We start from the raw sequence: 5665 nt of genomic DNA on the forward strand, positions 1-5665 counted from the left end.
CTTCTGTTCGGGGTCGGACACACCGGCGAGCGCGTCCATGAAGCGGTCGCGCGCATCGACATGGATGACTTTGACGCCGAGGTTGTCGGCGAAGGTCTGCATCACCTGCTCGGCTTCGTTCAAACGCAGCAGGCCGTTGTCGACGAAGACGCAGGTGAGCTGCGCGCCGATGGCGCGGTGCAGCAGGGCCGCGACCACCGAGGAATCGACGCCGCCCGACAGACCCAGGATGACCTCGTCGCTGCCGACCTCGCTGCGCACCTTGCCGATCGCCTCGTCGACGTAGTCGGGCATGTTCCAGTCGCCCGCGCAGCCGCACAGGTCGCGCACGAAACGGTTGAGAATGGTTCTCCCCTGCAGGGTGTGGGTGACTTCGGGATGGAACTGCACGCCGTAGAACTTGCGCGCCTCGTCCGCCATGCCGGCGATCGGGGTGGCGGCGTTGCTCGCCATCGCCTTGAAGCCGGGCGGCAACGCGGTGACCTTGTCGCCGTGGCTCATCCACACGTCGAGCAGGCCGTGGCCCTCGTCGTTGACGCGGTCCTGGATGTCGCGCAGCAAGGCCGTATGGCCGCGCGCACGGATTTCGGCATAACCGAATTCGCGCTTGGCGGCGGACTCGACCTGGCCGCCCAGCTGCGCCGCCATCGTCTGCATGCCGTAGCAGATGCCCAGCACCGGCACGCCCAGTTCGAACACGCTCTGCGGCGCGCGCGGCGTTTCCTCCTCGTAGACCGAATTCGGCCCGCCGGACAGGATGACGCCGGCCGGCGCGAACTCGCGCACGAAAGCGTCGGTCACGTCGTTGGGATGCAGTTCGCAATAGACGCCGGCCTCGCGCACGCGGCGGGCGATGAGCTGGGTGTACTGGGAACCGAAATCGAGGATGAGGATTTTCTGGTGCATATTCTCGGGGCCAGGGACTGGGATTTAGGGGCTAGTAGGATTTAGGGGCTAGGGGCCAAGGGTTGGGGCTGGGGGTCAAAAAAAGAAAGCCACGCGCAGCGTGACTTCCCCTAGATCCTGGCTCCAAATCCCTAGCCCCTATTCCACGCGATAATTCGGCGCTTCCTTGACGATCTGTACATCGTGCACATGCGATTCGCGTACGCCGGCCGAAGTGATCTCGACGAACTCGGCCTTGGCGTGCATGTCGGCGATGCTGGCGACGCCCAGGTAGCCCATCGATGAGCGCAGGCCGCCCATCAGCTGGTGGATTACCGCCAGCACGCTGCCCTTGTAGGGCACGCGGCCTTCGACGCCTTCCGGCACCAGCTTCTCGGCGCTTTTTTCGGTGTCCTGGAAATAGCGGTCGGAGGAACCCTGCTGCATGGCGCCCAGGGAGCCCATGCCGCGATACGATTTGTAGGAGCGGCCCTGGAACAGCTCGATATCGCCGGGTGCTTCCTCGGTACCGGCCAGCAGGCCGCCGAGCATGACGCAGTCGGCGCCGGCAGCCAGCGCCTTGGAGATATCGCCGGAATAGCGGATGCCGCCGTCGGCGATCACCCCGACCCCGCTGCCCGCCAGGGCGTCTGACACGTTCGCCACGGCGGTGATCTGCGGCACGCCGACGCCCGCGACCATGCGCGTGGTGCAGATGGAGCCGGGGCCGATGCCGACCTTGACGGCATCGGCCCCGTGTTCGACCAGCGCGGCGGCGGCCGCCGCGGTGGCGATGTTGCCGCCGATGACCTGCACGTCGGGAAAGTTCTGCTTGACCCAGCGCACCCGTTCGAGCACGCCCTTGGAATGGCCGTGCGCGGTATCGACGGTAATCACGTCGACCCCGGCGGCCACCAGCGCGGCCACGCGCTCTTCGGTGCCCTCGCCGGTGCCGACCGCCGCGCCGACGCGCAGACGGCCCATCGCGTCCTTGCATGCCTGCGGGTGCTCGCTGGATTTTTGGATGTCCTTGACGGTAATCAGCCCGCGCAGTTCAAAGGCGTCGTTCACCACCAGCACGCGCTCCAGCCGATGTTTATGCAAGAGCGCCATCGCCTCGTCGCGGTTGGCGCCCTCCTTCACCGTCACCAGCCGTTCTTTCGGCGTCATGATGTTGGCCACCGGCTGGTCGAGCTGGGTTTCGAAGCGCAGGTCGCGGTTGGTGACGATGCCGACCACTTTGCCGGCATCGATCACCGGCAGGCCGGAAATGCGCTTCGCGCGGGTGATTTCGAGCACCTGGCGCACCGTCATCTGCGGCGCGACGGTAATCGGGTCCTTGACCACGCCGGATTCGAAGCGCTTGACCGCTGCAACCTGCGCCGCCTGCGCCTCGGCGTTCATGTTCTTGTGGATGATGCCAAGACCGCCTTCCTGCGCCAGCGCAATCGCCAGACGCGCCTCGGTCACCGTATCCATCGCGGCGGACAATAGAGGAAGATTCAGGGTAATCGTGCGAGTCAACTGCGTGGACAGGCTGACTTCGCGGGGAAGGATGGCGGAATGGGCGGGAATGAGCAGAACGTCATCGAACGTCAGCGCTTTTTGCAGAACACGCATGGGCTTTCCTTAACGCAAAGCGGAATTATACGCGCCCGCCCCCGCCCTGCACAAACCGGGAGCAATCGCGCGCCGGCGCTTGGTCGTAATCTACCAATCCGATAATTATCGCTGGCGGTTGACTCCCGGACGTGATGCGGCTAACTTTGCGTCAGCATTCAACCTGCTAGGGCGCGCGGTTCGGCAGCCCCCATGAACGCCATACAACTCGAGGAGATAGAATAATGTCGAAAGTTTTGCTTGCCCTGACTTCCGTTGCCCTGCTGGGCCTGGCTGGCTGCAGCGGCCTTTACGTCAATCAGCCGGGCGGCCAGCCCGCCGCCAAGGCTGCCGAACCGGCCAAGGCCTCCATCAGCGCCGAGGCACAGGCCGCGCTCACCGCAGCCCAGGCCGACGTCAAGGCAGCCAAGGCCAAAAACGCCCTGTGGACCACCGCTGAAAGCGCACTCAAGGCGGCCGAAACCGCCGCCGAAAAAGGCGACAGCGCCGCCGTGCTGAAGCAGGCCAAGCTGGCCAGCGACCAAGCCAAAAAAGGTCTGGCCCAGCTCGACTATCCGGTGCTCAAAGTCGGCGACTGAACAAGCCCGCCTCCGCTCAAAAGGCCTTCCGGTTTCGCGCCGGAAGGCCTTTTTTGTGCGCCCCGAACCGCGCGGGCGCATCCATACCCTGATGCGTCATTCCGCTGCGGCTTCGCCGCCACCTTTGCGGGTGACCTTGCCTTCTTCCGCCCGCTTGCGGCGGACCTCCTTGGGATCGGCTATCAGCGGGCGGTAGATTTCCACCCGGTCCTTGTCGCGCACCGTCTCGTCCAGCTTGACCAACTTGCTGAAAATCCCGACCTTGTTCTTGCCCAGATCGATCTCGGGAAATGCCTCCAGCACGCCGGACAGGCGGATGGCGTCTTCCACGGTCGAGCCTTCGGCCAGACTCACCCGCAACAGCGGCTGCTGCTCCGGCAGCGCGTAGATCACTTCAACACTGATACTGGCTGCGTTCATGCATAAACCTCGTCGGCGCGGCGCACGAAGGCGTCGACAAACGTATTGGTGATGTGGCTGAATACCGGCGTCAGGATGGTCTCCAGCACCCGGCTGGAAAACACATACTGCAGGCGGAATTCGACCTTGCAGGCATCGCCCCCCAGTGGCAGGAACGACCAGTCGCCTTCGAGTTCCGCAAACGGGCCATGCTGCAACCTGATGCGCATTTCGCGCGGGTGGATTTTGGCGTTTTCGGTGGTGAAGCTTTGGCGAATTCCCATATAGGCGATATGTATCGTCGCCACCGTGCTGTGTTCATCGCGGAACTTCAATTCGGTGCCGCCGCACCAGGGCAGAAAAGCGGGGTAATCCTCGACCCGGTCCACCAGCTCAAACATGCGCTCGGGGGGATGCGCCACCAGCACACTTTTTTCCACACGCGCCATTGGGTGCCTAAAGCCTTGTAAAATCGAGAATTGTACGCAAGCCAGTCCGCCATGAGCATCGCCGACAACAAAAAAGCCTTTCACGATTATTTCATCGAGGAAAAATTCGAAGCCGGCCTCGTGCTGGAAGGCTGGGAAGTCAAAGCCATACGCGCCGGCCGCGTGCAGTTGAAGGAAGCCTATGTCGTCGTCAAGAACGGCGCCGTGTATCTGATCGGCTGCCACATCAGCCCGCTGCCCACCGCTTCCACCCACATCCATCCCGACCCCACGCGTTCGCGCAAGCTGCTGCTGCACGCAGCGGAAATCAACAAGCTGATCGGCAAAACCGAGCGGGCCGGCTTCACCCTGGTGCCGCTCGACATGCACTATTCCAAAGGCCGCATCAAGCTGGAGATCGGTCTGGCGAAAGGCAAGAAACAGCATGACAAGCGCGCCGCGGAAAAAGAGCGTGAATGGCAACGCGAGAAACAGCGCCTGATCCGGACGACCTGATCCCGACTTGCGTTCCAGCGCCGACTAACGGATGAAATAATCTGCTTATCGGTCATGTTTTTCCTTGCCGACCCGTCGAAATAATGACTACAATCGTCAACATCTCGACAAACAAGGACAAAACCGATGTCGGCCCTTCCCGTTTACCAGGTTGAATTCATTCCGCTGGAACGCCGTTTGGGTGATCGTCGCGTCGCGCCGCACGATGCAGCGCTGCCGCCCGGCATTACGGCAGATCGCCGCAAGGCAGCCAGCCGGCGCATCGATGACCGCAAGTTCGCGCCCCTGAAAGCCGTTTGAGCATCAACCGGCGTTGGCGCGCAGGCGCGCCAAGCCATGCTATGGCTTTGGCCATAGCCTTCTCCTTTCCGCTGTCCGGCAGCCCGCAACAACAGACCAGCCAGCGACGCAACAACGCGCCCGCTTGACCCGGTGGGCGGGGTTTTGCAGCCGCATCCGCCGCCGTGGGACAATGGCGCGCTTACGCCCGTGTCCATCTGTTGTCATCCCCGAAAGTTGAGCCCAGTTTGCCCGCCACCGTAGCAGAACTCCCCGCCTTCGATGAGATCATCGACGCCCGTTCCCCGGGCGAGTTTGCCGTGGACCGCATCCCCGGCGCCATCAATCTGCCGGTGCTGGACGATGCCGAGCGCGAGCGCGTCGGCACCCTGTACAAACAGGTGTCGTCGTTCGAGGCCAAGAAAGTCGGCGCAGCGCTGGTGTCGCGCAATATCGCCCGCCACCTCGAAACCTGGTTTGCCGACAAGCCCAAATCGTATCGCCCGCTGGTGTATTGCTGGCGCGGCGGCAGCCGCAGCGGTGCGATGACGCACATCCTGCAGAAAATCGGCTTCGCCGCGACGCAGCTCGACGGCGGCTATCAAGCCTATCGGCGGCATGTGGTAGCGGAACTCGAGCGTCTGCCGGCTCTGTTGAGCTATCGTGTGGTAAGCGGTCCCACCGGCAGCGGCAAGAGCCGTCTGCTGCAGGCACTGGCCGACGAAGGCGCTCAGGTGCTCGACCTCGAAGCGCTCGCCGCCCATCGGGGCTCGTTGCTGGGGGCGCTGCCGGAACAGCCCCAGCCGACGCAAAAAAGCTTCGAGAGCGCGATCTGCTTCGCCCTCGCCCGATTCAACCCGCAGCGCCCGGTATTCGTGGAGTCGGAAAGCAAAAAAATCGGCGTGCTGCGGGTGCCCGCTGCGCTCATCGCGGCGATGCGTGCCAGCCCCTGCATACGGC

Annotated in this window: 8 protein-coding genes; 4 read left to right on the top strand and 4 right to left on the bottom strand. The window is 63.5% G+C overall.

The window, feature by feature from the left end; translation table 11 throughout:
• A partial coding sequence (gene guaA, locus BGO62_RS12370) for a glutamine-hydrolyzing GMP synthase (RefSeq protein WP_296642890.1) occupies positions 1–906 on the bottom strand: 906 nt, incomplete at its 3' end.
• Between the two features lie 138 nt (positions 907–1044).
• Positions 1045–2505, bottom strand: coding sequence for an IMP dehydrogenase (guaB, locus tag BGO62_RS12375; RefSeq protein WP_296642893.1), 1461 nt, complete (start codon positions 2503–2505; stop codon positions 1045–1047).
• A 224-nt stretch (positions 2506–2729) separates the two neighbouring features.
• Here guaB and BGO62_RS12380 point away from each other — a divergent pair, with 224 nt between their 5' ends.
• Complete coding sequence (locus BGO62_RS12380; protein WP_296642894.1) at positions 2730–3083, top strand: hypothetical protein; 354 nt, start codon at positions 2730–2732, stop codon at positions 3081–3083.
• A 96-nt stretch (positions 3084–3179) separates the two neighbouring features.
• Here BGO62_RS12380 and BGO62_RS12385 read toward each other — a convergent pair whose 3' ends face one another.
• Positions 3180–3503 carry an RnfH family protein gene (locus tag BGO62_RS12385; protein ID WP_296642896.1) on the bottom strand — a complete coding sequence of 108 codons (324 nt, stop codon included), beginning with the start codon at positions 3501–3503 and terminating at the stop codon, positions 3180–3182.
• Entirely contained in the window at positions 3500–3931 is a 432-nt protein-coding gene (locus BGO62_RS12390) for a type II toxin-antitoxin system RatA family toxin (RefSeq protein ID WP_296642906.1), read from the bottom strand. Before BGO62_RS12390 ends, BGO62_RS12385 begins: the two co-directional genes overlap by 4 nt.
• Positions 3932–3982: 51 nt before the next feature.
• On the opposite strand from BGO62_RS12390, the gene smpB reads away from it, so the two are divergent.
• From smpB to mnmH, 3 genes are all read left to right on the top strand, one after another.
• Entirely contained in the window at positions 3983–4426 is a 444-nt protein-coding gene (smpB, locus tag BGO62_RS12395) for an SsrA-binding protein SmpB (RefSeq protein WP_018078788.1), read from the top strand.
• A gap of 126 nt (positions 4427–4552) precedes the next feature.
• Positions 4553–4726: a hypothetical protein gene (locus BGO62_RS12400; protein ID WP_296642900.1), complete on the top strand. Its 174-nt coding sequence runs from the start codon at positions 4553–4555 to the stop codon at positions 4724–4726.
• A 227-nt stretch (positions 4727–4953) separates the two neighbouring features.
• On the top strand, positions 4954–5665 hold a 712-nt coding region (mnmH, locus tag BGO62_RS12405; protein ID WP_296642903.1), incomplete at its 3' end, for a tRNA 2-selenouridine(34) synthase MnmH.

The organism is Thiobacillus sp. 65-1402, assembly GCF_001897685.1.
In the GTDB taxonomy this organism is placed as follows: domain Bacteria; phylum Pseudomonadota; class Gammaproteobacteria; order Burkholderiales; family Thiobacillaceae; genus Thiobacillus.

Bases quoted from the DNA above. Each gene is read 5' to 3' on its own strand.
- guaB (WP_296642893.1), bottom strand. From the start codon at position 2,505: ATGCGTGTTCTGCAAAAAGCGCTGACGTTCGATGACGTTCTGCTCATT.
- BGO62_RS12380 (WP_296642894.1), top strand. From the start codon at position 2,730: ATGTCGAAAGTTTTGCTTGCCCTGACTTCCGTTGCCCTGCTGGGCCTG.
- BGO62_RS12385 (WP_296642896.1), bottom strand. From the start codon at position 3,503: ATGAACGCAGCCAGTATCAGTGTTGAAGTGATCTACGCGCTGCCGGAG.
- BGO62_RS12390 (WP_296642906.1), bottom strand. From the start codon at position 3,931: ATGGCGCGTGTGGAAAAAAGTGTGCTGGTGGCGCATCCCCCCGAGCGC.
- smpB (WP_018078788.1), top strand. From the start codon at position 3,983: ATGAGCATCGCCGACAACAAAAAAGCCTTTCACGATTATTTCATCGAG.
- BGO62_RS12400 (WP_296642900.1), top strand. From the start codon at position 4,553: ATGTCGGCCCTTCCCGTTTACCAGGTTGAATTCATTCCGCTGGAACGC.